Here is a 24,402-nt window from a genome sequence, read left to right as displayed (position 1 = left end):
CACGGCGGGCGGCATGAGAGCCGGTATGAGAGCGGCGTAACAGGTGATCTGCCCGCATACCGCGAGTACCCCGACGTACCGTGAGATCGTGCCGACGAGAGAGACACTCACCAAGGCTGACCTCGCCGAACTTCGCCGCTCGGCGCTCGGGATGGCCGATCCGCTCGGCGTCGCCGCCGATCTCGCGGGGGCCGCCGAGCAGGGCCGGCTGGAGGACCCGGACGACGCTGGCGACGCGCTCACACTGGCCGCCGAGATCGCGGAGATCCGGGCCAGGCCCGAGGCGGCGCTGCGGTACGCGGAGCAGGCCCTGGCGGCGTACCCGTCCGGAGATGACCCTCGGGCCGGGTTCGCCCGCGCGCTGCGGGCCCGCGCCCTGTTCCGGGCCGGCGGTCGCGACGACGAGGCGATGGCGGAGTTGACCGCGTTGCGCCAGTTGCTGCTCGTGCAGCCCGACGCCCCCGCCTACGTCAGTGCGGCGCTGGACGCCGGTGGGCGTTCGGCGATCGCCGAGACGTGGCTGAGCGAGGCGGTCGACACAGTGCTCGGCGACCGCGCGACCGCGGCGTCCGGACCGGCCAGCACCGCGATCGACCCGGTGGTCGACCTCGGTCCGCCGGACGCTCCAGGTGTCGCCTTCTTCCTGTTGCAACAGCGGCATCGGGTACGCCGGAATCTGAACCTGCCGCATGACCGGCAGGACGACCTGGCGGACCGGCTCGAAACCCAGCTCGTGCGTCGGGCCGGGGAGCGTAGGGACTCCGAGTCGGATCTGCTCTTCTGGCCGCGGGCCGAGTTCGATCGCCTGCTCGCCGAGCATCCCGCCCTCGGCGAGGTGTACGGGCCGGACTGGGACGCGCACCGGGGCCGGTTGGAGACGGAGTTGGTTCGGCTCAGGGAGGCCGGTCAGGCCGGGTTGGGCGTGTTCGGCGCGACAGTCGCCGGGTTGACCGCGTTCGCCGGTCGACGTGGCGGCGATCCGGCCGACGCGTCGGTGCGGGCGGGCTACGCGGCCGAGGTGTCGGCGCGGCCCAGCGCACGGATCGCCTGGCCGCCGGAGCGCAACGACGCCTGCTGGTGCGGTTCGGGCCTCAAGTACAAGAAGGACTGCCTGCCGCGCTCCCGGTAGTCGGGCGATCGACGGGGATGACATGCCGGCGCGGTACCGATAACGTCGCTCTGCGGACGATCAACGTCCAGGGCGATGTCACCGGAGGAGACGCCGATGTTCGAGGAGTTCATGGGCATCCCGGCCCACCCTCTGCTGCTGCACGCCGCGGTCGTGTTCGTGCCGTTACTGGCCCTGCTGACTGTCGGTTACGCCTTCGTCCCGCTGATCCGGCCGCACACCCGGTGGGTGCTGGGGTTGCTCGCCGTGGGCACGCCGGTCGCCGCCCTGCTGACGAAGCTCTCCGGCGACGCCTTCCTCGAGCGGATGCGCGCCGCCAATCGGGTCACCCCCGAGTTCCTCCCGACGCTGGAGGCGCACCAGGAGTTCGGCGACATCACGTTCTGGGCCAGCATCGGGTTGGGGGCTGTGGCCCTGGCACTGGTCCGGCTCGTCCCGCCGCGACCGGCCGAGGGTGCGCGCCCCCGACTGCTGACCCCGGCGTTGCAGGTGTTGTCGCTGGTGGCCGCCGCCGTCACCGTGTATTACGTGTACCGCACCGGCGACTCCGGGGCGAAGGCGGTCTGGGAGGGCCAGTGACGGTCAGGCCACCTCGTCGCGCGCCCGCCAGGAGAGCGCGACGAGCCACCCCGAGATGAGCACCGCTCCGACGGCGAAGCGGATGCTCGCACTCCCCTCGCTCCACGGCAGGGCGGTGAGCACGAACGCGACGGCACCGCTGGCGGCGCTGTAGAGCGCCCAGTTGCGGTCCCCCTGGCCGGCGAACCGTCGAGCGAGCAGCAGGCCGGCCGCGATCAGTGACAGGAACGCCGCGGCGCCGCACACCGTGTGCAGGACGCTGCCGGTGCTGGCCTGCTCGGGAAGCCCCGCCGGGGCGCCGGGTGGCCAGCCGAGCGCCGGGTCGGGCACGAAGATTCCGCCGCCGACCATCGCCACCCCGTACACGCCGACCAGCACCGGCACCACAGTGCCGGCCCGTCCCGGTCGCAGCGCCTGCCACAGGCCCACCGCGAAGGCGACGGCCAGCACGCCGGTGCCCGCGAACGCGATCACCTGCAACCAGCCGAGGTCACCGAGGGTGAGTGAGCTGAGCGCGTGCCGGCGCAACTCGAATCCGGGTCGGGTGAACGCCTGCCCGAACGACAGGACGGGGAAGAGAAGGCCGGCGACCGTGCCGCAGCCCAGCAGGAAACGGGTTCGGCGCAGCGGAGTCTCGACGACGGACGTCATGGACGTGCCTCTCGGTGTCGGCGTCAGGTTCACCGTCACGACGAACGAGACGGGCCCGGATCGACACCGCGACAAAAAGGTGGTGCGACCCGGCCGGAGCCGGGCCGCACCACAGTGTCGACGGTCAGCCGGCGTGGTACGCCCGGATGATGGTCTGGTCGATTCCGCTACCGCCGCTGGCGGCGGCCTTCACCCGCAGCGAGACGGCCTGCCCGGAGGCGGCCTTCGGCAGCGCGACCCGGTAGCTGTCTCCGTTGCCGGTGACCCGGGCCGACGTCCAGGTGGCACCGTCGTCCGTCGAGGTCCAGACCTGGAACGACGTCACCTTCTGCGTCTTCACACCGTGCGCCTGCCGGACGGCCAGCTCGGCGGTGCCGTCGACCGGGTGGTTGTGGTGGTCCATCGGCAGGGCGTAGTCGACCGCGAGCAGCGGCAACGGCACGCTCCCGGTCCCGTCGGGGCCAGCGGACCGGAACGTCCACGAGGTGTTGACAGTGGTGGAGATCGGCAGGATCAGGCTCGTGTCGACGTCGAGGGTCACCCGGTAGTCGGCCATCGACTGCGGGACGGTGAAGTCGCCGAACGGGCCGGACCGCTCGTCGACCAGCTTGCCGTTGCGGTACAGCGACAGCTTGCGCTTCACGCCGATCGCCTCGCCCTGCAGGCAGTCGGCCCGCTGGTGCTGGTCGGTCAGCGACACCAGGTCGAGGTGCAGGTTGCCCCGGGTCCGTGCCGGCGCGGTGGCGCAGCTCCAGTCGGCACCGGCCGGGTCGTCGTACCAGTCGGAGTGCAGGGGCTGACGCGCCCAGATCTTGGTCTGCCGGCTACCCGGCCGGTAGCTGCGGGGTGCCTCGTCCGCGGCCAGCCCGCCGTAGCCGCCCTGGTCGGCCCAGAGGATGTCGGGCGAGAGGTAGTCGGTCCGGTACGGCGGCAGGTTCCCCTCGTGGGTCTGGGTCACCCACACCCCGTCGCGGGTCATGCCGGTACGGATCAGCTGGGTGAACATCTCCGGCGAGTCCGTCTGGTGGAACCGCTCGTCGATCCGGGCCAGCTTCGCCTGCTCGGTCTTGTTCACCCGGAAGGCGGGGTCGGCCGGTACGCCACCCGCGTACTCGTGCACCAGGTTGTAGCGGTACGGCTTGGCGGTGCCGGCCGTCGAGTCCAGGTTGACGGCCGCCCAGGTGCGCCGGGAGCCGACGGTGGGCTTCGTCAGCGCGGTGGTGCGGACCGTCGTCTTGGTCCCGTACCCGCTGATCTGGTGCCACCAGGACAGGCCGTTCGCCGCGGTCTGGACGTTTGTGAAGTCGGTCCGGGTGGGCGTGGTGGGCACCGCGTCGACAGTCGCCGTCACCGGCTTGGCCCGCGCCGGGTCGAGCGTCACGCTCCGGGCGCCGCGCACGTCCAGGTCGGCCTCGGCGGCGAGCGTCGTCTCCAGTACGTCACTGTCGACGTAGTAGGCGACGGAGGAGCCGAGGATCGCGTACCGACCGGCCGGTACCCGCAGCGTGAAGGTGTCACCGGGTGTACCGCTCGCACCGCCGTAGTAGATCAGCGGGTCGGTGAGGTTGGTGACCATCAGGTTGATCCAGCTCTCCGCGCCGTCCTTCAGGCCCGGCAGTGGCTTCGTGTGGATCGTCAGATCGTGGCTGGGCTGCTCGACGTAGAAGCTCACCGGCGTCGTCGAGACCAGCGTGCGGCCGGTGCGGGCGGTGACGGTGGCCAGGTAGAAGCCCGGCCGGGCGGCCAGCGCGGCACGGTTGATCCGGAGGGTCGCCGCGGCGGTGGTGCCGTGCTTGAGCGTCAGTCGGCTCGTCGAGAGCGACGCCGCGCCGCGCGGCACCGACTGGCCGTCGTGGTTGACGATCGACACGTCGAGGTCGAGAACTGCCGTCGACTCACCGGTCCAGCTCAGCTTCGTCTCGCTGGTCCCGGACTGCGGGTAGGCGAAGGTGCCGAGGTTGACCACCGGCTGGTCGCTGGTCGGGCCGCCGAGGGCCCGGGCCGCGTTGAGCCGGCCGGCGCCGACGGCGTACGGGTCGATGTCGGCGAGCGGGTCGGCGGCGCCGACGAGCGCGGCCTTGAGCCGCTCACCGGTCCAGTCCGGGTGGCGCTGGGCGAGCAGCGCGGCGGCGCCCGCCACGTGCGGGCTGGCCATCGAGGTGCCGCTGATCGCCTCGTAGTACCTGTCGATCGGGTCCTGGAGGTTGGTGCCGGCGGCCCGAGCGGCGACGATGTCGACACCGGGGGCGACCACCTCCGGCTTGGCCGCGTTACTGGTGACCAGCGGCCCACGGCTGGAAAAGTCGGCGAGCTTGTCGTTCCGGTCGACAGCGCCGACGGTCAGCGCGCTGGCGGCCGAGCCCGGCGAGGAGATGGCGGCGCCGCTGTTGCCGGCGGCGATGACGAACAGCGTGCCGGTGGACTTGCTCAGCCCGTCGACGGCGAGCGACAGCGGGTCGGTGCCGTCGTCCGGGTCGCTGCCACCGAGGCTCATGTTGATGACGTCGGCCCGGGTGGCGGCCCACTCCATGGCGGCGATGATGCCGGAGTCGTCGCCGTAGCCGTTGTCGTCGAGGACCTTGCCGATCACCAGCGTGGCGTCCGGCGCCACGCCGCGACGCTGACTGTGGGCGGCCGCGCCGGTGCCGGCGATGGTCGAGGCGACGTGCGTACCGTGGCCGTTGTGGTCGACGGCGTCGCCGCCCTCGACGGTGAAGTCGGCCCGCTCGGCGACCCGGCCGACCAGGTCCGGGTGCGTGAAGTCGGCGCCGGTGTCGAGCACCGCGACCCGCACGCCCTTGCCGGTGTAGCCGGCCTTCCAGGCGTCCGGCGCGGCGATCTGGCCGAGGTTGCGGTCCAGGCTGGCCTGTCGCCCACCGCCGGTCAGGGCGGTGGCCCGGACCTTGCGGTCGAGCCAGACCTTCTTCGCACCGGCGAGCAGCGAGTTGGTGGCGAGCTTCGCGGTGGCCGGGCTCTTCTTGGGTACGCGGCCGGCGACCGCACCGATGCTGGGCAGCGACAGCACGTCACCGAGCGCGGCCACCCGGGCGGACGCGGTGGCGGGCTGCACGATGAGCGGCAGCTCGGCTGCGTTGTCGTCGTCGTAGCCGTCGGCGATCAGCGTGGTGACGTCGAACAGGTCGGGGTCCAGGACCGGGCCGATCTGGGACGCGACGCGGGCGGGGACGACGTGCAGGTGACCGTCGGGGCCACAGCTCTGGCTGATCACCGCGTTCTCGTCGGCCGGTCGCACCGTGGCCTGTGGGCAGCCCGATCCGGTGTCCCGTACGGTCACCACGTCCCCGGTCAGCAGGGTGACGGTGTGTGTCTTCCCGTCGGCCGCGGCTGCGGGTGAGCCGGTCTTACCCATGCCGTTGGGGCCGGCCGTGGCAGCGCCGCCCGGTAGGGCGGTCAGTGTCGTGGCCGTGACGGCGACGGCCAACAGCCACCGCGTTTTCCTGAGCATGTTGCTCCTCGTCTAATGTGGACGAATCCGCCTCTTCGGGCGACTCCGGCAAGATCATATGCAGGGAGACGATCTACGGGGAGCCTTCGACGAGGAGGTTTTCACGCCCGTAACAGTGGGAGCACCCGCCGGCCGAGCAGGTCGATGCCGCCGTGCGGCGTCAACCCGTGCGGGGTGCCGAACTCCACCCGGCTCGCACCGGCGTCGAACACCGCCGCCGCCTGCCCCGCGACGTGCTCGGGCGTGCCGGAGAAGGCGAACAGATCGAGCAGGTCGTCGCCGATCAGCGCGCCGGCGAGGTCGTCCTCCCGACGGCCGACGTGCTGCTTGATGCGGGCCAGCAGCTCCGGGTCCACCTCGATCGTCGGGTCGAGGACGGCGACCACCGCCAGGTACATGGCCACCTCCCGGCGGGCCACCCGGCGCGCCAGCGCACCGTCCTCGTCGACGACGGTGACCGCGCCGAGCACGACACCCGTGCCGTCCCGGTCCGCGACCGCCGTGTCGTCCAGCCAGGCGCGCATCATCCGGGCCATCGCCGGGTTTGCCGACCCGCCGACCTTGACCTCGCCGGCGAAGCCCGCCGCTGCCCGGGCGGTCTGCCGCCCCCAGGTGCCGACGAGGACCGGCACATCGGCACGGGCCGGCGTGTACCGCAGTGATGTGCCCGGGGCGACAGTGAACTCCCCACCCTGGAAACCGCCGTCGTCGCCGGCGAGCAGCAGCCGTACGACGGCGACCGTCTCGACGATGCGCCGGATCGGACGGACCTGCGGCACGCCGATCTCGTTGAGCCAGGTGCCCCGGGCCAGGCCCAGGTAGGCCCGCCCCCGCGAGGCCAGGTCCAGTGCGGCCACCTGACCGGCCACCTCCACCGGGTGCATGGTGAACGGGTTGAGGCACGCCGCGCCCAGGCGGATCCGCCGGGTGTGCCGGGCCGCCACCAGCAGCGGAAAGATCGGCGGTTGGTACATCAGGTCACCGAAGACCGACAGCACGTCGAAGCCGTGCCGCTCGGTCAGTTCGGCCAGCTCCGCGTACTCGTCGGCGGACTTGTCGGACTGTAGGCCGATGCCGACCAGCCCTGCGCTCACGTCAGCTCCTCGGTGGGGATGCGCTGAAGGCCGGTCCGCTCGATGCGCATGATGAGCCGCTCGTCCGGGTCCGGGCAGGCGACGTGGCTGTCCCGGGCCATCCAGTCGCCCTCGGCCAGCGCTCGCTGCTTCGCCGGCAGCAACGGCAGGCACGCCGCCAGGGCGTAGAGGCAGAAGTGCCCCCCGGCGGGGATGGTGAGCCGGTTGGAGCCGGTCAGGTCGATGTGGTCGCCCGGTTTCAGGCCGCACACCGAGCGGCCCTCGATCCGCTCCACCACGATCCGCAGGTCGTACAGGTCGGTGGTGGGTTCCTCTACGCTCATCGCACTGCCTCCGCGTGGTGGTGCACGATGCGCCAGGAGCCGTCCTCGCGGCGCAGGACATCGGTCACCCGGAAACACTCGTCCGGCCGGGTGTCGGCGAAGCGGGCCCGCAGCACGTAGCGGACCAGACCGGTGTCGCCCCAGGCATCGGCACGCAGGTGTTCCGGCGCCACCGAGATCGGCGCCGACCCGGTCGCCCGGGTCGCCCGCCGGTCCCGCAGGTCGTCGAGCGCAGGCAGGCCGGACAGCAGGCCATCGGCGTCGGACTCCCAGAACGTCAGGTCGGGGTGCAGGTGCGCGTCGAAGGCCTGCCGGTCGCCGAGGGACCGGTACAGGTCGGTGATGGTGGTGGGGAGCTCATCGCTCATCGGCTGTCACTTCCGATCGGGTACGGCGCTTCGGGGGTCAGGGCAGGTCGGCCAGGCGGGCGCGGAGCGGATCCAGTCCCATGGGTCCGAGCGCCAACGCGGTGTGGTGGAAGCGTTTCCGGTCGAAGGCCGGACCCTCGCGGCGCTCGGCGTCCCGGCGGGCCTGCTGCCACAGCCGCGCGCCGACCTTGAAGGCCAGGGCCTGTGCCGGCCAGCCGAGATACCTGTCGACCTCGAAACGCGCGGTCTCGGCGTCCAGGCCGGCGACGCGGGTGAGGACGTCCACCGCGAGCGCGGGCGTCCAGTGCCGCTCCTCGGTGAAACCGTTGCCGGCCGGGATCGGCAGCCCGAGGTGCAGGCCCAGGTCGATGACCACCCGGGCGGCCCGCCACATCTGGCCGTCGAGCATGCCGAGGCGCTCGGCCGGGCCGGCGTACAGGCCGATCTCGTCGGCGAGGCGCTCGGAGTAGTGCGCCCACCCCTCGGCGTACCCGTGTACCTGGCACAGGGTGCGCTGCCACGGGTGCAGAGCGGCGGTGGTGAGGGTGACGGCGTGCTGGAGGTGGTGGCCGGGCAGCCCTTCGTGGCAGAGCGTGCCGACGTGCCGCCACACCGGCACCGTCGACTCGCCGGTGGGCACCGACCACCAGATCGCGCCGGGACGCGTCAACGCCGGGTCGGGAGGCGTGTAGTACATGACCCCGGACGTGGCGGGGCTGATCCGGCACACCACCCGGCGGGTGGCGGACGGAATGTCGAAGTGGGTGCCGTCGAGGGCATCGGTCAGCTGCTCGGTGCGTCGGCGCAGCCACTCCTCCAGGGCAGGCCCGGCCGCCACCCGACCGGCCGGGTCGGCGTCCAGGGCCGCCCGCGCGGCGGCCACCCGCGAGTGGCCCAGCTCGCCCGCGACGGCCCGCAGCTCGGCGGCGGTGCGGATCAACTCCGCCCAGCCGTACGCGTACACCTCGTCGAGGTCGACTGTCGCGCCGAGGAAACTGCGGGCGGTGACCCGGTACAGGTCGCCGCCGACACCGTCCGCCTCGGACGCGGCGGGTGCCAGCTCGGCGCGGAGGAACGCGGCGAAACCGGTGGTGGCGGCGGTCGCCAGCCGCGCGCCCCGGCGCAGCCGAGCGGCGAGCGGGCCGTCGGGACAGCCGTCGACCAACCGCCCGTAGAAGTCGGCCGTGGTCCAGGAGGTGCACTGGTCGGCGACCACCAGCACCTGGCGGCGGGCGACCAGCTGGCCCTGCTGCGCCGACCGGCGCAGCGTCGCGGCGTACCGGGCGAGGGCGTCGGGCACCTGGTGCAGGTGGTCGGCGACCACCGCCCAGTCGTCCTCGGTGTGTCGGGGCAGGTTGTCGAAGAGCTGCCGGAGCAGGTGCACCGGCGTGGCCAGCGGGGCGAGCAGCCGGGTGGTGAACCCCGCGTCGTACAGGTCGACCTCACTGGCCAGCCGGTCGAGCAGGGCGTCGGCCAGGGATCGCTCCCCGGGGCCGTGGGTGGTCGCCGCGGCGGCGGCCGTCGCGGCGCGTCGGGCCAGCTCGGCGCGGGCGTCGAACCCCTCCGGCGAGAGATCCGGGACGTGCGATCCCGGTGTACGCCCCGCCGCCTGGGCCGCCTGCGGGTCAAGCTCGGCGAGCGCGTCGAGGTACCCGTCGGCGACCTCGGTCATGCTGGTCATCGCGGTACGCCGAGCCGGCCGTGGTCGTCGCGGTACGCCACCCCGCCCTTCAGCACCGCGTGCAGGGTGCGCAACGCGGAGACCGAGCGGGTCGGGTCGTCGCGCAGCACCAGCAGGTCAGCGTGCTTACCGGCGTCGACGGTGCCGAGGGTGTCGGCACGGCCCAGCCACTGCGCGGGGCGGGTGGTGGCGGCCTTGAGCGCGTCCGCGACGGGCATCCCCGCGTCCACCATGAACTCCAGTTCGCGGACAGTCGCTGTGGTCTCGTCGTAGCCGGCGTGCGGGGGCATGTCGCTGCCCAGGGCGATCGGCACGCCGTTGCGGATGGCGTGCTGGAGGCTCTCCCAGTGCCGGGGGCCGGCCGCGAGGGCCCGGTCCATCAGCCAGCCGGGCACCCCGGAGTCGCGGAAGAACTGCTCGCAGCGGCTCACCACGATCGTCGGCACGTACCAGACACCCCGCTCGGCCATCAGTCGGGTGACGTCGTCGGTCAGTTCGTACCCGTGCTCGACGCAGTCGAGGCCCAGTTCGACGGCTCGGCGGACCGAGTCGGCCGGGCCGGCGTGCGCGGTGACCTTGCGTCCCCAGTCGTGCGCGACGCGGATGACCGCTGCCATCTCGTCGTCGAGCAGTTGCGGGGTGTCGATCGCCTCGTGCTGGCCGGCGATCCCACCGGAGATGCAGACCTTGATCAGGTCGGCGCCGGCGCGGAGCTGTTCGCGGGTGGCCCGACGGAACCCGTCCGCGCCGTCGGCCTCCAGGGCGTCCGCCTCCCAGCCGTGCCCGCCGGTGCAGCAGAGCGCGTGCCCCGCGGTGAAGATGCGCGGGCCGTCGACAGCGCCGGCCTCGATCCCCCTGCGCAGGGCGAAGTCCGCGTACCGGTTCTCCCCGACGAGGCGGGCGGTGGTGACACCGGAGTGCAGGGTGCGCCGAGCCGAGTCGGCCATCAGCAGCACCAGTTCGGCCAGGTTCGCGCCGTGCACCGTGTCGGCGAGGTGGCCGGGCAGCCCCAGCGAGAGGTGGACGTGCATGTTGGTCAGACCCGGCATGACGTGCTCACCGCCCAGGTCGACCACGCGGGCCGCGCCGGCTTCGGCGAGGACGTCGTCGACCTGACCGACGGCACGGATCATCCCGTCGGCGTCGATCCAGATGCCGCGATCCGGTTGGAGGGCGTCCTGGACACCGTCGTAGAGGGCGAGGTTGACCAGGACCTGTTCGGTGGGCTTGCGCATGGGACGTCCTCAGAGTGATCGCGCGACGGTCGGGGCCGTCGCGGAGTCGGTGAGCCAACAGGCGACGCTGCGGCCGCCCAGGTCGACTGTGGGCGGCTGCTCCCCGCAGGGCGCGAACGCGTGCGGGCAGCGTGGCCGGAAACGGCACCCGGTGGGCGCGTTGGCCGGGTCGGGCACCTCCCCGGCGAGGATGGCGGGCAGGCGCGGGGTGGGCCCGATCTGCGGCACCGCGTCGATCAACGCCCGGGTGTACGGGTGTCGGGGCTCGCGCCACAGCTCGCGGGTGGGTGCGGCCTCGACGATCCGGCCCAGGTACATCACGGCGGTCACGTCGGCGATCTCGTGCACCAGCGCCAGGTCGTGGGAGATGAAGAGCATGCCCATGTCGAGGTCGCGGACCAGCCCGACGAGCAGGTTGACCACCTGGGCCTGGGACGAGGCGTCCAGCGCGGTCACCGGCTCGTCCGCGATGATCATCCGGGGTTCCGGGGCGAGCGCGCGGGCGATCGCCAGGCGCTGCCGCTGACCGCCGGAGAACTGGTGCGGGTACCGCTGGGCGGCGCTGGCCGGCATGGCCACCCGTTCGAGCAGCTCGTGCACCCGGGCTCGGCGGGCCGACCCGGTGACCGCGGCCGGCACGCCGTCGAGGAGTTGGGAGCCGATGGTGCGCCGGGGGTTCAGCGAGGCGTACGGGTTCTGGAAGACCATCTGGAGGCCGACCTCGGCTCCGGAGCGGGGCCGCCAGCCCAGCGGGGTGACCGGTCGGCCGGCGTACTCGACGGTGCCGGCGCTCGGCGCGCTGAGCCCGACCGCGACGCGGGCGAGGGTGGACTTGCCGCACCCGGACTCGCCGACCAGGCCGACGATCTGGCCGGGCGACACCTCCAGGCTGACCCCGGCGACGGCCCGCACCCGGCCACGCCCTCGGGATCGGTACTCGACCTCGACGTCGGTGAAGGACAGTCGCGCGGGCGTTGTGGTGTTCACGCGGCCACCTCCAGGTGCGGACGGACCACGCAGGCCACCGACCGGTCGGCTCCGGCGGGGGTGAGCGGGGGCGGGGCCTCGCCGCAGGACGGTTCGGCGTACCCGCAGCGGGGTTGGAACGGGCAGCCCGGCGGTGCCTCGCCGGGTGCCGGCGGGGCGCCCGGGATGGGCCGCAACGTCCCGCCGGTCTGGGTGCCGTGCGGTCGGGCGCCGAGCAACGCGGCCGTGTACGGGTGGGTGGGGGCGGTGAGCAGGCTGCCCGTCGGGCCGGTCTCGACGACCCGCCCGGCGTAGAAGATGTAGCCACGGGTGGTGAGGGCGCTGAGCACCCCGAGGTCGTGGGTGATGAACGCGACGGCCAGCCCGGTCTCGGCGCGCAGCCGTTCCAGCAGGGCGAGGATGCCGGCCTGCACCGTGACGTCGAGGGCGGTCGTCGGTTCGTCGGCGATCAGCAGTCGGGGCCGGGCGGCCAGCGCGATGGCGATGGCCACCCGCTGCCGCATTCCGCCGGAGAACTGGTGCGGGTACGCGCGCAGCGCCCGCTCCGGGTCCGGGATGCGAACCTGGTCGAGCAGTTCCACAGCGCGGCGGCCGGCAGCTCGACGGTCCATCCGCAGGTGCACCCGCATGTGCTCGGTGAGCTGCCGCCCGACCGTGAGCATCGGGTGCAGGGCCGCGCTCGGGTCCTGGAAGACCATGGCGATGCCGGCGCCACGGACCCGCTGCCAGCCCCGGGCGTCCAGGCCCAACAGTTCGGTGCCGGCGTACCGGGCCGAGCCGGTGACCGCTGCTCCCGGGGGCAGCAACCCCAGCAGGGTCTGCGCGGTGAGGCTCTTGCCGCAGCCGCTCTCCCCCGCGATGCCGACCAGTTCCCCCTCGTCGACTGTCAACGACACGTCGTGCAGGATCGGCAGCGGGCCACGCGGTGAGGGCAGGGTGACGGCCAGGGAGTCGACGTCAAGCAGCGGTGCCACCTCAGCGTCCCTTCGTGTAGCGGGGGTCGAGCCGGTCGCGCAGCGCGTCGCCGAGCACGTTGAAGGCCATCACCACGGTGAGGATGGCGAGGCCGGGGAACACGCTGACCCACCACATCGACAGGTCCTGCGCGCCGAGGGCCACCATCGAGCCCCACTCGGCGGCCGGTGGGCGCGGGCCCAGGCCGAGGAACGACAGCGCGGCGAGCAGCAGCACCGCGTTGCCAAGCTCCAGGGTGGCCAGCACGATCGCCGGGCCGATGCTGTTGGGCAGCACGTCGCGGCGCAACGCCCGGATCGGCCCGACGCCGAGCAGGCGGGCGGCGTTGAGGTAGTCGTCGCCGCGCATGCTCAACACGGCGCTGCGGATCACCCGGGCGTAGACCGGCCAGGAGACGATGACCAGGGCCAGCACGGCGTTGCGGGTGTTCGGGCCGAACGCCGCCGTCACCGCCATGGCCAGGATGATCTGCGGGAACGCGAACACCAGGTCGGTCAGGCGCATCAGGGCCTCGTCGACGAACCGGCCGACGTATCCGGCGACCAGCCCGAGCAGCCCGCCGACCAGCAGGGCCAGCGAGACGATGGCCAGGGCCAGCGGGATGGACAGCCGGGCGCCGTGGATGACCCGGCTGAGAATGTCGCGGCCGAGCGAGTCGGTGCCGAACCAGTGCGCCCCGGACGGCGACGCGTACGTGTCGGCGCTCTGCGACAGCGGGTCGTACGGCGCGAGAACGTCCGCGAGCAACGCCAGCAGCAACCATCCACCGAGGATGGTCAACGCCACCACCGTGATCGGCTGGCGCCAGACCGGTCGACTGGCCGAGCCGCCGCGCAGTCGGCCGAGCCAGCGGCGTCGGCCCAGGGCCCGCTCCGCCTTCGGGTCTGCAAGTGTCGTCATGACAACCGGATCCTCGGATCGATGAGCCCGTACAGCAGGTCGACGGTCAGGTTGACCAGGGTGTAGACGAGTGCCACGAACAGGCTGACGCCGAGGATCGCGGGCAGGTCCAGCGCCGTGGCGCAGCGGTAGGCGTACTGGCCGACGCCGGGCCAGCCGAAGATGCTCTCCACCAGCACCGTGCCGGAGAGCAGCGAGGCGAACGCCAGGCCGGAGACGGTGACCACCGGGACGAGGCCGGCGCGCAGCAGGTGCCGGCGCAGCACCACCCGGGTCGGCAGACCCTTCGCGTACGCGGCCCGGATGTAGTCCTGCTGGAGCACCTCGAGCATCGCCGAGCGGACGAAGCGGACCAGCATCGCCACGGTCAGCGAGGTCAGCACGAGCACCGGCAGGGACAGGTGCTGGGCGGCGTCCCAGGCGACGTCCCACTGCCCGGCGAGCGCCCCGTCGACCGTGTACATGCCGGTGACGGTGGGCGGCGGGCTGAAGTCGGTGGAGAGTCGACCGCCGCTGGGCGCCAGGCCGAGCTGGTAGAAGAAGACGTAGAGCACGACCAGGGACAGCCAGAACGGCGGGGTGGAGAGCCCGAGCAGGGCGCCGACCCGGACGAGTTGGTCGGTGAGCCGGCCGTTGCGGACCGCCGCGAGCATGCCGATCCCGGTGCCGATGAGCAGCGCCAGCACCATGCTCGGCAGGGCCAGCTCCAGGGTCGCCGGCACGTAGTGCAACAGGTCGTCCAGGACGGCCCGCCCGGTCTGCTGGGAATGGCCCAGGTCGCCGTGCAGCAGGTTGCCCAGATAGTGCAGGTACTGGGCCCAGAGCGGCTGGTCCAGGCCCCACTTCTCGCGGAAGGCGGCCACCGCGGCGGGGTCGTTGAGCGCCTGGTCGGAGAGGTTGGCGGTCACCGGGTCACCGGGAACCACATTGACCAGACCGAACGTCACCACAGTGACGCCCAGCAGCAGGCCGGCGGTGACCGCCACCCGCTTGGCCAGGAAGGTCAGCAACGGGTGGGCACCCCGGGGCCGGGACGCGGTCGTGGCGACCGCGCCCGGCTCACCGTCGTGGACTGTCGTCATGTCGTCGGGACTACTTGCGCCCGACCGCGGCGACGTCCACCTGCCAACCGGCGGCGGTGTAGTCCGCCCCGGTCAGGTCAGTGGTCGCCACGACGATGGAGGAGTTGCTGGCCAGCACGAGGTACGGCGAGGACGCGTTCATCAACCGCTGCCACTCCTGCATGGCGGTGGCCCGGCCGGCCAGGTCGAGGGTCGCGGTGACCTTCTTGCCGGCGGCCACCACGGCCGGGTCGGCCCGCTCGACCGTCCAGCCGGAACGCAGCGCGGTCGCCTGCCCCGGTGCCATGTTGTTGATCAGTGAGTCGGCGACCGGGTAGTTCAGGCTCTGCGGGGTGAATCCGAGAGGTGACTTCCCGCCGCGCATCTCGTCGAGGAACGTGGTCAGCGGCTGCGGGTTGAGTTCCAGCTTGATGCCGGCCTCGGCGGCGTCGCCCTGCACCTTGGTGGCCACCGTGCCGAGGTCCACACCCTTGTAGGTGATGGCCGGGTAGGTGAACTTCACCGTCGGGTTGGTCAGGCCGGCCTCGGCGAGCAGCGCCTTGGCCTTTGCCACGTCCCGCTTGGACTCCTCGCCAGCCGGCAACGCACCCGGGAAGGCGGGCGCGACCAGCCCGGCGCCGGGGGCGGCGCCCTTGCCGTACAGGGCGGCGATGCCCTGGTAGTCGATGGCGGCGCGCAGGGCCTGGTTGAACTTCGGGTTCGCGGTGACCGCCGAGACGCCCGGGTCGGCGTTGAGGAAGAGGAAGTAGACGGTGTCCTGCACGCCGGAGGTCTGCAGGCTGCCCGGCAGTCCGTCGAGGAGCTTGCCGGAGATGTCCAGGGAGATCTCGGCCGCCTCGGCGCGCTGCATGGTCAGCTTCTGGGTCTGCACATCCATGTTGCGCAGCACCACCCGGGAGAACTGCGGCTTGGTGCCCCAGTACTTCGGGTTGGCCTCCAACACCACCTGCGACGACGGGTCGTAGGACTTCAGCACGTACGGGCCGCTGCCGACGGAGTTGGTGTCCAGGTACTGCTGCGCGGTGTCGCCCTGGGCGGCGTCGGCGCCGTCGCGGGCGCCGTGCTCCTTGGCGACCTTGGAGTTGAGGACCGCTGTCGACGGCATCGACAGCACCACCGGAATGTTCGGGTCGGGGGTGGCCGAGGCGACCACGACGGTGCTGTCGTCGGTCTTGGTCACTGTCAGGCCGCTGACGGTGACCGCGGGGCTGCCCTTGATGTTCTTCAGCCGGTTGAGCGAGAAGACGACGTCGTCGGCGGTGAGCGGGCTACCGTCGGCGAACGTCACGCCCTGCCGCAGCTTGAAGGTGAACGTCGTGGCGTCCGGCGACGCCTGGTACGACTCGGCCAGCGCGGGGACCGGCTTGCTCACGTCCGAACCCTTGAAGGTGAGCAGGGTGTCGTAGAGGGCGTGCACGGCGGTCAGACCGGTCGCCTCGTACACCCGGCCGGGGTCGAGGGTCTTGAGCACGAACGAGGTGTTCACGGTGAGGGTCTTGGCCGTACCGTTCGCGTTTCCACCACTGCCGCCGGCGCTACAGGCGCTGACGGAGAGGACGGCCAGCGTCGCCAGAGCGGACGCTCCGGCGAGGAGCCGGCGGGGAGACACCGACATGCTGTTCCTACCTTCGTATCGCGCGGCCCGCCGTGCGGGATCCGCGGGGCTTCGACGCGACATGGTCTGTTCAGTAAGGTTGAACATCAGCGCCTGATGTTCAGGGATCCTAAACAGGGCCGTATAGTCTGGTCAATCAAGATTCAGTCACACTGTTTTGGAACGAGGACACATGCTCGGTGACCGACTCCGCGACCTGCGTCAGCAGCACTCCCTCACGCTGCGCCAGCTCGCCACAGCCGCCGACGTGTCGCCCGCCCTGCTCAGCCAGATCGAGAACGGCGCGACCGACCCCAGCCTGTCCACCCTGCGGAAGCTCGCCCAGGTCTTCGACACGTCGATCGCGGAACTCTTCTCCGAGCCCGAGGCGCCGCCGGTGCACGTCAGCCGCGTCGGCGCCCGTACCCGGCTGGCCGCGCCACCCGGCCAGATCACCTACGAACGCCTCACCCCGGGTCGGGGCGACCTGGAGGTGCTCCAGGCCCACCTCGCGCCCGGCGACGCCAGCTCGGCCGAGCCGTGGGCGCACCCGTCGACCGAGTGCGCGATCGTCGTCACCGGTGAGGTCGTCGCCGAGATCGGCGGTGAGTCGTACACCCTCACCGCCGGCGAGTCGGTCACCTTCGACTCGCGCCTGGCGCACCTCTACCGCAACGCCAGCGAACAGCCCGCCCACCTGATCATCGCGGTGACACCACCGACTCCCTGACCGACCCCTGTGGACATCCGAGGGGATCGACGGGACGCCGCCGCGGACCTAGCATGGCGACGAATGGATCTTCGAGATTGGCCCCTGCCGACCCCCGGCGACCAGCCCAACCGAAGGGAGACGCGCATGCGTCGACCCCGTCATCTGGCACTCCTGAGCGTCGGCGTGTCCGGCGCTCTGGTCCTCAGCGCAGCCCCACCAGCGGCTGCGGCTCCGCCCACGCCCACCACGCCCACCGGCATCGTGGTCAGCGACGGCATGACCCAACCGGTGTTCTCGCTCGCCGACGCGATCGAGGAGCGGGTGTTCGTCCAGACCCCGGTGGACACCGACCACGACGGTCGACTCGACCGGGTGGCGATCGACATCTCCCGTCCCCGGGAGACCGCCACGCAGGGCTTCAAGGTGCCTGTCATCTTCGAGCACAGCCCGTACCGCAAGGGCACCTGGGGTGACGTGCCGTACCCGAGCGTGCTGGTCGACGACCTGCCGCAGAACGGCCTGACCGACCGCTCCGGGCGTCGCGCGCTCGACGCCGGTGCACAGCGCGCACAGGCGAAGGCCAACCTGCCCGGCTCGCTGGACGACTACTACGTGCCCCGCGGGTACGCGGTGGTGCTCGGTCAGAGCGTCGGCACCGGCGACTCGGACGGCTGCCCGACCAGCGGGGACCAGGCCGAGACGCTCGGCACCAAGGCGGTCATCGACTGGCTCAACGGCCGGGCGAAGGCGTACGACGCCAACGGCGCCCCGATCACCGCCGGCTGGACCACCGGCGCGGTCGGCATGACCGGTGTCTCCTACAACGGGACGCTGCCCAACCAGGTGGCCACCACGGGCGTCAAGGGACTCAAGACCATCGTGCCGGTCTCCGCGATCAGCAGCTGGTACGACTACTACCGGGCCAACGGTCTGGTGGTCGCGCCCGGGACGTTCCAGGGCGAGGACCTCGACATCCTGGCCCAGTACACCGCCGGGCAGGCACGCGCCGAAGGGCCCTGCGCCGACGAGCTCGCGGAGATCACCGCGAAGCAGGACCGGGTCACCGGCGACTACTCGAAGTTCTGGCAGGACCGCGACTACCTCGACGCCCGCGACGTCAAGGCCAGCGTCTTCGTCGTACACGGCCTCAACGACTGGAACGTGAAGACCGAGCACTTCGCCGGCTGGTGGGACCAGCTCGCCAAGCGGCACGTGCCGCGCAAGATCTGGCTGCACCAGGGCGGGCACGGCGGCCCGGGCAGCAGCGCGTCGGTGACCCTGCCCAGCGGGCAGACGTGGACGTACAAGCAGACCGAGAACCGCTGGTTCGACTTCTGGCTGTGGAACGTCCGCAACGGCATCATGGACGAGCCGACGGCGGTGCTCCAGCGCGAAGACCGGGCCTACACCACGTACGCCAACTGGCCCGACCCGGCCGCGCGAGAGGTCGGCCTGCGGTTCGCCGCCAGCGACGCCACAGCACCCGGCACGCTCACCACGGGCAAGCCGCCGAAGGCCAAGGTCGAGCAGAGCTTCGTCGACGAGGGCCGGACCATCCACCCGGACACTCTGGTGTCCAACCCGGACACCGCGAGCGCCAACCGACTCGCCTACCGCTCCACCGAGCTGACGCAGAGCGTACGCATCTCCGGCCGCCCCGAGATGCGACTGCGGATGGCGATCGACAACAAGCCGGACGCGAACCTCACCGCGTACCTGGTCGACTACGGCCCGGCCGGGTCGACCGCCGCCCCGACCGTGGTGACGCGAGGTTGGATGGACCCGCAGAACCGCAAGAACGCCGCGCGCACCGAGCCGGTCAAGCAGGGCAAGCTGTACGACTACCGGTGGACCATGGAGCCGAAGGACTACATCTTCCCGGCGGGCCACCGGATCGGCGTGGTCGTCTTCTCCAGCGACCAGGAGTACACCCTGCTGCCGCTGGGCGGCACCGCACTGCGGGTCGCGCCGAACGACAGCGAACTGCGACTGCCGGTGGTCGGAGGGCGGGGCGTCCTCGGGTTCTGATTTGGTCCCTGTTCTCCCGGGTGGGGCAGTCCGACGTGATCGGGCTGCCCCACCCGCACGTCGGGAGCACCCCGCCGCGATAGCCCGCGCGTGCTGCCGCGCAGGCGCCGCCGCCACTCAGCGGCGTGATCCACTCGGCTTCCTTGATGTCGAGGTGTGTCCCCGGCGCCGGGACACCGCGATGTCACCAAACCCGAGTCGATCACGTGATCCGTCCGCCGTGCCGGGTTCGCGGGCACACTGACCCCGCGTCGGACCGCCCGGCGCCCTGACCCCGCGTCGGACCTACCCCGCCCCCGCCCAGGTGCGCATGATCGTGCTCGATCTTGGTTGTAGTGGGCTCGTGGCATGGGGAAGGGCCTCTTTCCTGGATCGAGCACGATCTTGCGCCGGTACGCACGGCGCGCTGACCCGGCCAGACCGGCCCACACGACACGCCGACCCCGACCAGGCCGGCCACCCGACTCGCCAACCCGGATCAGACCGGGCCACACGACTCGCTAACCCGGGCCAGGCCGGACCACGAGACCCGCTAACCCGGATCAGACCGAGCCACACGACTCGCTTGCTTGGGGTCGGGCCGGTCCGGGGCGCGCGAACGGCGCAGACCGGCATGATCCACTCGGCTTTCATGATGTCGGGGTATCCCCGACGCCCGGACACCGCGACTTCCGTGAACCCGAGTCGATCACCCCGCCTCGTCCGCCGCGTCCGGATCGCTAGACCGGGCAGGGTGGGTTGTTTGTCGGGTTTGGTATCGGGTGTCAGGTGGTCGGGGCCACCCCGACGGCGGAATCGGCGACCGGGCCGGGTCGTTATACCTGGCAGACCACCGCAACAGCCCGGGTCACGGTGCGCCGGCCCCGCCGGAAAATAGCCGCCAGGCCCTCCAGGCGGGGGCAGCCGCCGGGAACACCCGCCAGGCCGCCTCGGTTACATCCCCCGCACGGCGGAGCCCCACCACGGCCGACCCCCTGCGGGTAGGCGGAATGATCCGCCGCCGGCACCCGTTACACCCTGTCCCGACGCCGACCCCCTCGTTGCGGGTCACCGGGCAGAACCCCCCGAACTTCCCCCGCACGGTCGTACTGCCCCCCCGTTGAGTGCCGTGCGGGCACCCCCGATGCAGAGGAGCACGCCACCATGCGTACCGATCTGATCCGTAAGACCGCCCTCACCGCCGCTGGTCTCGCCTTCACCGGCGGCGCCATCGCCGGCCCCGTCACCACCGCCTTCGCCGCCCCCAGCAGCAAGCCGGCCACCCAGACCCAGACCGACCGCAAGGGCCACAGCGACCGGGAACTCGGCGTGCGCTACGAAGCCCAACCGAACTTCTACTACTGCGGCCCCGCCGCCACCCGAAACGCCCTATCCGTGCAGGGCAAGAACATCAACGTCGACGACATGGCCAAGGAAATGGGCACCACCGAAGCCGGCACCAACTCCATCAACGACATCACCCCCGTCCTGAACAAGGAAACCGGCAAGACTGACGCCTACCGGTCCGTAGAAATCAGCACCCCCGACGCCGACGCGAAGCAGACCGACACCCTGCGCGCCGACATCGTCCGCACCGTCGACGACGGTAGGGCCGTGGTCGCGAACATCGCCGGCACCAGCACCGACACCGTCGGCACCACCCACTCCTACCAGGGCGGGCACTACATCAGCGTCGTCGGCTACCACGACAACGGCAACACCGTCACCATCGCCGACTCCGCCGACCCCAACCAAGCCGCCTACCAGATCACCGTCGAGCACCTCGCCGACTGGATCGCCACCCGCGGCTACGCCACCAGCTGACACCCGCACCACCACACACGAAGCGAAGGGCCGGACCCCACCACAGGGGCCCGGCCCTTCGTCGTCTTTCCACCATCTGTGGCACGTATTGACAATTGTCGACTTCAACGTGAGGCTGGGGGTAGTGAGAGCGCTCTCTCGCATTGGCCCCAAACGGCCACCACCCAGTCTGGCCAGGCACAACTCCGATGCCTTCGGCGGCGGCCCCGGAGCTGTCCCTGACCCGTCCCCCGACAGGAGTCACGATGGACAGGGCCGCACCCCTCTCCGGCACCCCCCGCCGACTGCGCCTCGCCACGGCGATCGGCGCGCTGCTGGTGCTACTCGGCACGTACCTGGTCTCGACCACCAACCGGGCCGACGCCGCCCAAGCCGGCGCCGACTTCGGCGTCAACGTCATCCGGGTCGCCGAGTTCCCCGCCGACTGCACCTACAGCCACCGGCTGCCGGACGACCCGATCGTCTTCCCCGGGCTGCCGGGGGCGTCGCACATGCACAGCTTCTTCGGCAGCACGGTGACGAACGCCAAGACCACCCTCCCCGACCTGGTCAACTCGCCCACCACCTGCAACCCGCGGGTGGACGTCTCGTCGTACTGGGTGCCGACCCTCTACCGGGACAACGTCGCGGTGGAACCGGCGATCGCCACGTTCTACTACCTGGGCGAGGGCGTACGCGCCGACGTCGTCGCGAACACCCAGCCGTTCCCGCAGGGGTTGCGGCTCGTCGCCGGCAACGCGAAGGCCGCCGGGCCGAACGACAGCATCGCCCGCTGGTCCTGCCTGCACGCCGGGCACGTGCCGCCGTCGAAGGACTTCGTCAACTGCCCGTCGGGCACGATGCTGGAGTCGTACCTGGACTTCCCGCAGTGCTGGAACGGCCGGGACCTCGACTCGCCGGATCACAAGAGCCACCTGGCGTACCCGGTGAACCAGGCCTGCCCGAGCACCCACCCGGTGCACGTGCCGAAGTTGCGGCAGGTGCTGCGGTACCCGGTCACCGGCGACCCGTCGCGGTTCCGGCTGGCCTCCGGGCCGGGCTACACGATGCACGGTGACTTCTTCAACGCCTGGCCGGTGGCCGAGCTGGCCCGCCGGGTCCAGGACTGCATCCGTCCCGTCATCAAGTGCGGTCACGACGGCCGACCGATCTGAGCGACAGCTCCACACCACGGCGGCGGGTCCGGTCACCCGGGCCCGCCGCCCTGGTTGGGAAGGGAGATCGGATGCGCCAGCCCACGGCGTCCACAGTGCTCATCGCCGCACCACTCATCGCCGTGCTGCTCGTCGCCGGCTGCGATGCCGGGCCACGGGACGCGGCCAGCACCGCAACATCACCCGCTGCCGCGCCGCCGGCGACGACCGCACCAACACCCACGGGTACGGCGGGATCGTTCAACCCCACCGACATCGCCTGGCTGCAACTGACGGTGGCGATGACCGAGCGCCTGCTGCCCGTACTCGATCTGGTGCCGACGCGGACCACCGACCCGGCCTGGCGGCGGACGGCCTCCCAGCTCGCGGCCACCCAACGCGCCCAGCTGGACCGCGCCCACCGACTGCTGGTCGAGGCCGCGGCACCGACGACGAATCCGCACGAGGGGCACGACATGCCGGGCATGGTCACCCCGGCGGAGATGACCGCGTTGCGGTCGGCCACCGGGACGCCGTTTCACCGCCTGCTCGCCGGGCACCTGCGGGCGCACCTGGCGCAGTCGGTTCGGGTCGCCGCCGCCGAGCAGCAGAGCGGAGTCCAGCCGGCGGCCGTCGCGTTGGCCACGGCCGTGGCTCGGAACGGCACCGCCGACCTCGAACGTCTCGATCACCTCGACCCCGCGTAGCCGCACCGGTGTCGGCCGGCGCTCGGGTCGGTGAACAGCCACGAACCCTCCCGGCCCGCACCCCGGTCCCCCCGTTGATTGACAGGTTTGCGTCATCGGCACCTAACGTGGCGCGACACCACCTCTTGCTCACCGCTCGAAGGACGGACCAGCGGAGAGGGGGAGCTCCCGGCCTGGCCAGCGGGAACGGAGTCTGCGGTCGTGGCTGGCGACGACGATGGCACCCGGGCCGGTGCCCACGGCGTCCTCCAGTTCGTCGCAGAGCGTCGGCGAAAGGTGGTTGGTGGGCTCGTCGAGCAGAAGCAGCTCCGGCGGGTCGGCGACGAGCACCGCGAGGGCGAGCCGGCGGCGCTGTCCGACCGACAGGTCGGCCACCGGGCGGTCGAGGTCCACCGGGGCGAGCAGTCCGAGGGACGACAGGGGTACGCCCTCGGCCCGCTCCAGCCCGACGGCCGCGTCGAAGACCTGCCGGGCTGTCCGCCGCACATCCGCGAACACGCTGTCCTGGGTGAGCAGACCGACCCGCATGCCCGGTCGTCGCCAGAGCACTCCGGCACCGGCCAGCTGGCCGGCGAGCACGGCGAGCAGAGTCGACTTGCCAGCGCCGTTGGGACCGGTGACGAGGAGCCGGTCGCGGGCCTTGATGCTCAGGTGTGCCACCCGCAGTCGGCCGCGAACCTCCAGCCTGTCCGCCGTGACGATGACCCCGTCGCTGTCGCCGACGGCGAGCACCGGCACGTGAAAGCGCAACGGCTCCGACGGCACCGGAACGGGGTCGCGCTCGATCGTCTCCAGCCGACGGGCGGCGTCGCGGACGCGACGGGAGATCTGGTTCTGGACGCGGCCGGCGGTGTGCCCGTACCCCATCTTTTCGCTGTCGCGCGGGCCCCGGCCGTGGGCGACCTGGTGCCCGGTCACGGCGGCGGCCTCGCGCAGGTCGGCGAGGAGCGCCTGCTCGTCGTCGTAGCGCCGCCGCCACCGTTGCGCCTCGGCGCGCTTCGCCGTCAGGTACGCGGTGTAGCCGCCGCCGAAACGGACCGGCCCGTCGACCGCCGGGTCCAGGTCGATGAGATCGGTGCAGACCGCGTCCAGGAAGGCCCGGTCGTGACTGGCCACCACGACCACCCCGGGCATGGCACGGAGCTGCTCCTCGCAGAACGCGGCCGCCGCGTCGTCGAGGTGGTTGGTGGGCTCGTCGAGCAGCAGCACGCTCGGCCGGCGGATCAGCATCGCCGCGAGGGCGAGTCGGCCACGTTGTCCGCCGGAAAGCTCACCCAACGCCCGGTCGTGCGGCAGCCCTCCGAGGCCGAGGCCGTCGAGGACCGTCCGGGCCCGCCGATCGGCGTCCCAGGCGTCGCGGTCCTGCGCCCGCTCCAGCACCTCGCCGTACGCGGCCAGCAGCCGGTCGTGCTGCTCGGCGCCCTCCGGCGGGTCGGCGAGCGCGACACCGATCCGGTCCAGCTCGGCGAGGTCGGCGCGAGCCTCGCGCAGCGCGTCGTCGAGGACGGCGGCGATGGTGGTGGATGCCGCCAACGGCAGCTCCTGGTGCAGGAAGCCGACGTCCGGTGGGCGCGTGACGGCACCGGATTCGGGTACGTCGACGCCGGCCAGGACCCGCAGCAGGGTCGTCTTGCCGGTGCCGTTCTCACCGATCAGGCCGATCCGGTGGCCGGGCGCGGCGGTCAGGGAGACGCCGTCGAGCACCCGGCGGTCGCCGCGGACCCGCACGAGGTCATGGGCGATGAGAGCAGGTCGAACAGACATGGGGAACCTCGGAGAACGACGAGCCGGGGCGCACACGGGCACCACGGTGGGAGCAGGGCATGACGACGGGGCCGCGGCGACGGAGGCGCGATCACGCGCCCGTCGGCGGCCGGTCCGGGTGCTCACCCGGAGATGTCGTCGTCACCTGCCACGTCTGCTCCGATCTCCGGCAACTCGGGCGCAAGAATAAC

Annotated in this window: 20 protein-coding genes; 7 read left to right on the top strand and 13 right to left on the bottom strand. The window is 71.9% G+C overall.

Annotation, left to right across the window (positions count from 1 at the left end):
* Positions 1–88: 88 nt before the first annotated feature.
* Positions 89–1,129, top strand: a complete 1,041-nt coding sequence (locus KBX71_RS19815; RefSeq protein WP_210819495.1) for an SEC-C domain-containing protein — start codon at positions 89–91, stop codon at positions 1,127–1,129.
* A 96-nt stretch (positions 1,130–1,225) separates the two neighbouring features.
* Positions 1,226–1,708 carry a DUF2231 domain-containing protein gene (locus KBX71_RS19810; protein WP_210819494.1) on the top strand — a complete coding sequence of 161 codons (483 nt, stop codon included), beginning with the start codon at positions 1,226–1,228 and terminating at the stop codon, positions 1,706–1,708.
* Positions 1,709–1,711: 3 nt separating this feature from the next.
* Here KBX71_RS19810 and KBX71_RS19805 read toward each other — a convergent pair whose 3' ends face one another.
* The 12 genes from KBX71_RS19805 to KBX71_RS19750 all read right to left on the bottom strand — a co-directional run bounded on the left by KBX71_RS19805 (position 1,712) and on the right by KBX71_RS19750 (position 16,085).
* Positions 1,712–2,359 carry a DUF998 domain-containing protein gene (locus KBX71_RS19805; protein WP_210819493.1) on the bottom strand — a complete coding sequence of 216 codons (648 nt, stop codon included), beginning with the start codon at positions 2,357–2,359 and terminating at the stop codon, positions 1,712–1,714.
* Between the two features lie 124 nt (positions 2,360–2,483).
* Positions 2,484–5,825 carry a S8 family peptidase gene (locus tag KBX71_RS19800; RefSeq protein ID WP_247683778.1) on the bottom strand — a complete coding sequence of 1,114 codons (3,342 nt, stop codon included), beginning with the start codon at positions 5,823–5,825 and terminating at the stop codon, positions 2,484–2,486.
* A 101-nt stretch (positions 5,826–5,926) separates the two neighbouring features.
* Positions 5,927–6,919 (bottom strand): LLM class flavin-dependent oxidoreductase, encoded by a 993-nt coding sequence (locus KBX71_RS19795; protein WP_210819492.1) that lies wholly within the window; start codon positions 6,917–6,919, stop codon positions 5,927–5,929.
* Positions 6,916–7,242, bottom strand: coding sequence for a TIGR04076 family protein (locus tag KBX71_RS19790; RefSeq protein ID WP_210819491.1), 327 nt, complete (start codon positions 7,240–7,242; stop codon positions 6,916–6,918). Before KBX71_RS19790 ends, KBX71_RS19795 begins: the two co-directional genes overlap by 4 nt.
* Positions 7,239–7,610: a nuclear transport factor 2 family protein gene (locus KBX71_RS19785; RefSeq protein WP_210819490.1), complete on the bottom strand. Its 372-nt coding sequence runs from the start codon at positions 7,608–7,610 to the stop codon at positions 7,239–7,241. Before KBX71_RS19785 ends, KBX71_RS19790 begins: the two co-directional genes overlap by 4 nt.
* A gap of 37 nt (positions 7,611–7,647) precedes the next feature.
* Positions 7,648–9,291 carry a DUF885 domain-containing protein gene (locus tag KBX71_RS19780; protein ID WP_210819489.1) on the bottom strand — a complete coding sequence of 548 codons (1,644 nt, stop codon included), beginning with the start codon at positions 9,289–9,291 and terminating at the stop codon, positions 7,648–7,650.
* A complete protein-coding gene (locus KBX71_RS19775) occupies positions 9,288–10,526 on the bottom strand; it encodes an amidohydrolase family protein (protein ID WP_210819488.1) in 1,239 nt (412 codons plus the stop codon). Before KBX71_RS19775 ends, KBX71_RS19780 begins: the two co-directional genes overlap by 4 nt.
* A gap of 9 nt (positions 10,527–10,535) precedes the next feature.
* Positions 10,536–11,513, bottom strand: coding sequence for an ABC transporter ATP-binding protein (locus tag KBX71_RS19770; protein WP_307847184.1), 978 nt, complete (start codon positions 11,511–11,513; stop codon positions 10,536–10,538).
* Positions 11,510–12,487, bottom strand: coding sequence for an ABC transporter ATP-binding protein (locus tag KBX71_RS19765; protein WP_196926231.1), 978 nt, complete (start codon positions 12,485–12,487; stop codon positions 11,510–11,512). The genes KBX71_RS19770 and KBX71_RS19765 overlap by 4 nt, the downstream gene beginning before the upstream one ends.
* A 1-nt stretch (position 12,488) precedes the next feature.
* Positions 12,489–13,388: an ABC transporter permease gene (locus KBX71_RS19760; protein ID WP_210819487.1), complete on the bottom strand. Its 900-nt coding sequence runs from the start codon at positions 13,386–13,388 to the stop codon at positions 12,489–12,491.
* Complete coding sequence (locus KBX71_RS19755; protein ID WP_210819486.1) at positions 13,385–14,470, bottom strand: ABC transporter permease; 1,086 nt, start codon at positions 14,468–14,470, stop codon at positions 13,385–13,387. The genes KBX71_RS19760 and KBX71_RS19755 overlap by 4 nt, the downstream gene beginning before the upstream one ends.
* Before the next feature lie 10 nt (positions 14,471–14,480).
* Positions 14,481–16,085 (bottom strand): ABC transporter substrate-binding protein, encoded by a 1,605-nt coding sequence (locus KBX71_RS19750; protein ID WP_210819485.1) that lies wholly within the window; start codon positions 16,083–16,085, stop codon positions 14,481–14,483.
* Positions 16,086–16,257: 172 nt separating this feature from the next.
* Here KBX71_RS19750 and KBX71_RS19745 point away from each other — a divergent pair, with 172 nt between their 5' ends.
* From KBX71_RS19745 to KBX71_RS19725, 5 genes are all read left to right on the top strand, one after another.
* On the top strand, positions 16,258–16,794 hold the full coding sequence (locus KBX71_RS19745; RefSeq protein WP_210819484.1) for a helix-turn-helix domain-containing protein: 537 nt from the start codon (positions 16,258–16,260) through the stop codon (positions 16,792–16,794).
* 126 nt (positions 16,795–16,920) lie between these two features.
* Positions 16,921–18,804 carry a Xaa-Pro dipeptidyl-peptidase gene (locus tag KBX71_RS19740; protein WP_210819483.1) on the top strand — a complete coding sequence of 628 codons (1,884 nt, stop codon included), beginning with the start codon at positions 16,921–16,923 and terminating at the stop codon, positions 18,802–18,804.
* Between the two features lie 1,143 nt (positions 18,805–19,947).
* A complete protein-coding gene (locus KBX71_RS19735) occupies positions 19,948–20,607 on the top strand; it encodes a C39 family peptidase (protein WP_210819482.1) in 660 nt (219 codons plus the stop codon).
* 245 nt (positions 20,608–20,852) lie between these two features.
* Positions 20,853–21,761: a DUF1996 domain-containing protein gene (locus KBX71_RS19730; RefSeq protein WP_210819481.1), complete on the top strand. Its 909-nt coding sequence runs from the start codon at positions 20,853–20,855 to the stop codon at positions 21,759–21,761.
* A gap of 71 nt (positions 21,762–21,832) precedes the next feature.
* Positions 21,833–22,447 (top strand): DUF305 domain-containing protein, encoded by a 615-nt coding sequence (locus KBX71_RS19725; RefSeq protein ID WP_210819480.1) that lies wholly within the window; start codon positions 21,833–21,835, stop codon positions 22,445–22,447.
* A gap of 129 nt (positions 22,448–22,576) precedes the next feature.
* On the opposite strand, the gene KBX71_RS19720 is transcribed toward KBX71_RS19725, so the two are convergent.
* Positions 22,577–24,211, bottom strand: a complete 1,635-nt coding sequence (locus KBX71_RS19720) for an ABC-F family ATP-binding cassette domain-containing protein (protein WP_210819479.1) — start codon at positions 24,209–24,211, stop codon at positions 22,577–22,579.
* Positions 24,212–24,402 lie beyond the last annotated feature (191 nt).

Origin of the sequence: Micromonospora sp. D93, from assembly GCF_018070365.1 — a bacterium.
In the GTDB taxonomy this organism is placed as follows: Bacteria; Actinomycetota; Actinomycetes; order Mycobacteriales; family Micromonosporaceae; genus Micromonospora; species Micromonospora ureilytica.
This window is presented reverse-complemented; position numbering and strand designations above follow the sequence as displayed.